Here is a 3,871-nt window from a genome sequence, read left to right on the forward strand (position 1 = left end):
GGCGCGCCCGGCCAGGGGGCGGGCCCCCGGGCGCGGCCGGGGGCGGGGGGGGCGCCGCCGGCCGCCCGGGCCGGTCCGGACGTCGAGGCGCCGGTCCGGCCGGCGCCGGCGGCCGAGGTCGCCTTCCTGGTCGAGGACGCGCAGCAGGGCCGTGGCGTCGGCTCGGTGCTGCTGGAGCACCTGGCGGCGGCGGCCTGGGAGCGCGGGGTGCGCCGGTTCGACGCGGATGTGCTGGCCGAGAACCAGACTATGGTGCGGGTGTTCCTGGACGCCGGCTACAAGGTCTCCCGGCAGTGGGACTCCGGCGCGGTCCGGCTGTCGTTCGACATCGAGCCGACGGAGACGTCCGTCGACGTGATGCGGGCCCGGGAGCACCGGGCCGAGGCCGCGTCGATCGGCCGGCTGCTGCGCCCTCGCGCGGTGGCGGTCCTCGGCGCGTCCCGACGGCCCGGCGCGACTGGCAACGCGGTGCTGCGCAACCTGCTGGCTGGCGGGTTCGCCGGCCCGGTCTACCCGGTGAACCCGGCGGCCGCGGCGGACCCGGGCGCGGTCTCGTCGGTTCGGGCGTTCGCGCGGGTCGAGGACATCGATGGCCCGGTCGACCTCGCGGTGCTGTGCGTGCCACCCGCCGAGACCACGGAGGTCGTCGAGGCCTGCGGGCGCCACGGCGTGCGCGGCCTCGTCGTGATCACCGACCTGCGGGACGAGCCGGCCGAGGCGACGCTCGCCGCCGCCGCGCGCGCCGCCGGGATGCGAGTGGTCGGACCCGCGAGCCTCGGCATCCAGAACCCCGCCGCGGGCCTGAATGCGTCGTTGACGGGTCAGATGCCGCCACCCGGACGGATCGGGTGCTATTCGCAGTCCGGGCCGCTGGGGACCGCGATGCTGACCGCGGCGGAGATCCGCGGCCTGGGCATGTCGGTCTTCATCTCGGCCGGCGACCGCGCCGACATCTCCGGCAACGACATGCTGCAGTACTGGGAGGACGACCCGGCCACCGAGGTCGCGCTGTTGCACCTGGAGACGTTCGGCAACCCGCGCAAGTTCGCCAGGCTGGCCCGCAGGGTCGGCCGCAGGACCCCGGTGGTCGTCGTGCGGGCCGGGCGCTCCGAGCTGGACAGCGCGCTGTTGCGGCAGGCCGGCGTGATCTCCGTCGACCGGGTGTCGGCCGGCTTCGACGTCGCGCAGCTGCTCGCCAGCCAACCGCTGCCGCGGGGCCGGCGGGTGACCGTCATCGGCGACTCGCGCGCGCTGGTCCGGCTCACCGTCGAGGCGGCGGAGGCCGCCGGTCTCACCGTCGAGTCCGTCCTGCTGAAGCTCGGCAGCGCCCCGGAGCCGTTCGCGGCGGCCATGCGGGCCGCCGCCCCGACCTCGGACGCGCTGATGGTCACCGTCGCCCCGCTGCCGCCACAGCCGGTCGCACCGCTGGCCGTCGCCGTCGCCGCCGCCGCGGCGACGCTGGACATCCCGGTTCTCGCTGGCGTCCTCGGCGGGACCCGGATCCCGGAGCTGGGCGCCGTGCCGGCCTACCCGTCGCCGGAGGGAGCGGTCGCCGCGCTGCGCCAGGTGGTCTCCTACGCCCGCTGGCGATCCCGCCCGCTGGGGGCCGTCCCGCCGCTGGAGACTGACCTCGACGCGGCCCGCGCGCTGGTCGCCGGCCGGTCCGGACCCCTCGACGACGAGGCTGGCGCGGCACTGCTGGCCTGCTACGGCGTCGAGGTCGAGCCGATGATCGAGGTCGACAGCGCGGACGCCGCCGTCGAGGCGGCGCGTCGGCTCGGCTGGCCGGCGGTGCTGAAGGCCCGGTCCCGGCCCTACCGGCACCGTCCGGAGCTGGGCGGACAACGGCTCGGGCTGCTGGACGAGGCGGCGGTGCGGGCAGCCTGGGCCTCGCTGCGCGACCGGGTCGGGCCGGAGGCGCCGCTGGTGGCGCAGCGGCAGGCCGCGACCGGGGTTCCCGTCGTGCTCGGCTCGGAGGAGCACCCGAGGTACGGCCCGCTGGTGTCGTTCGGGCTCGCGGGCCCGACCACCGACCTGCTCGGCGACCGGGCGTACCACATCCTGCCGCTCACGGACGTGGACGCGGAGCGGCTGGTGTCGTCGGTGCGGGCCGCGCCCCTGCTGTCCGGGTACCGCGGCTCGGAGCCGGTCGACGTGGCCGCGCTGCGGGAGCTGATCCTTCGGCTGGCCCGACTGGCCGACGACCTGCCGGACGTGGCCCGGCTGATGCTCGACCCGGTGATCGTGTCCGTGCGGGGCGTGACGGTGCTGTCGGCCGAGGTCGTCGCCGGGCCGCCGCCGCGGCGCGCGGACGCTGGGCCCCGGCGCTACTGGACGGCGCCGGTCCGGGCCGTCGACCCGATCTCCTGACGTCCGCTCGCCGCGCGTCGCCGGCCGTCAGGAGCGTCACATCCGTCCGCCGGTTGCCCCCGAAGACGGGTCGCTACCCGTCGTCGTAATGTCTCACTCGGTGAAAACCGGGCCGCGAACCGGCGCAAACCGGTCTCCCGGCTGCGCTTCGTGGCGGGCTGGGCCGGCTGCCAGCACCGCCCGGACCGCCCTGAAAGGGCCGGGAAGAACGTCAGCCCGCGGCGGGGTTCGGCCCGGTTCCACACAACATGTTCCCACCGTCGACAATTGGGACCCATGACGCCGTCCTCTGCCGCCGAGCCGTCCGGCCGCCCGCCCGCCGGTCCGACCGGCGGGTACGCCTCGCCCTATCCGGACCACGGGTACGGCGCGCCGGAGGACAACGACCCCCGACCTGGCGCCGCGCCCTGGCCTCCCGCGCCACCGGCCGGTGCCCACGACTGGGACGACCGCAACTGGAGCGGTGGCCAGGACTGGAGCACGTCCGCCGTCTGGCCGCCGACCCCGACCTCTCGGACCGAGCCGCCTCATCAGGCAGGCGCCCCCCAGCCGCCGGTCGGCTCGCAGTACCCGGACGCGGGCGGGCCGCGCGGTTACGACCCGGGGAACGGATCGCACGCCGGCGTCCTGGGCAACGGCGCGCACGGCGACGGTTCACCCGCGGCCACCGCCGGCGCGGGCGACGACCCCCGCGACGCCTACGGCGCCAGCGCCACCACCTATAGCGACGGCACGTATGCCAACGGCGCCTACGGCGACGGCGCGTACACCAACGGCGCCTACCGGGACGCTGGCTACGGCGGCTACGACCGGGCGTCCTATGGCGGTCAGGGCCAGGACGACGGCTACGGCGGGTACGCGGCGAGTGCCGCGCCCGCCGGCTATCCCGGCTACGAACCGAGCGGCTACGACCGCGGGGACCAGGGCGCCGGCGGGTACGGCGCTGGCTACGGCGGCTTCGAGGTCGGCGGGCCGAGCGTCGGCGGATCCGGCGTCGGTGGTGCGGCGCCGCCGGCGGGCAGTCCCGGCTACGGCACGGCTCCAGCGGGGAGCCCCGGCTACGGGGCGGCGCCGGCGGACGGCTCCGGCTACGGCGCGGCGCCGGCTGGAAGCACCGGCTACGCGCCGGCAGCTCCTGGGCTCGGCGCCCCCCGGCAGGCCTACGGCCAGGGCCCCTACGGACCGACCGCGCGACACACCGGCTCCGTGCCGCTGGCCGAGCCGTCGAGCCGGCCGGCCGGCTCCGAGCAGGCCCGCTCGGGTCCACCCGGGCTCGCGACCACGCCGCCGCCCCAGCCCCTGAGCTACCCGCCGGGGGAGGCGGCGCCGTTCGGCGGCCCGCCCCCGCCCCCGCCACCGCCCTCTGCTCCGGTCTCCGCGCCGCCGCCCCCGCCCCCAGCCCCACCGGCGCCGCCAGCCGCGGCCGCGAACGCGACGGCTGGTCCCGTCGGCCAGCCTCCCGCCGCCCCGGCCGGGGCGGGGGGGGCCGGGGCGGCCCCGC

Annotated in this window: 1 protein-coding gene and 1 pseudogene; both read left to right on the forward strand. The window is 77.8% G+C overall.

Annotated elements, in window-relative coordinates; all coding sequences use genetic code 11:
• The coding region (locus I6A60_RS40180) for a GNAT family N-acetyltransferase (protein ID WP_238437237.1) at positions 1-2,370 on the forward strand (2,370 nt) is incomplete at its 5' end.
• Positions 2,371-2,646: 276 nt separating this feature from the next.
• Positions 2,647-3,871: pseudogene (locus tag I6A60_RS40185) on the forward strand (hypothetical protein); the annotation flags it as partial.

The organism is Frankia sp. AgB1.9 (assembly GCF_016786355.1).
Lineage (GTDB): Bacteria > Actinomycetota > Actinomycetes > Frankiales > Frankiaceae > Pseudofrankia.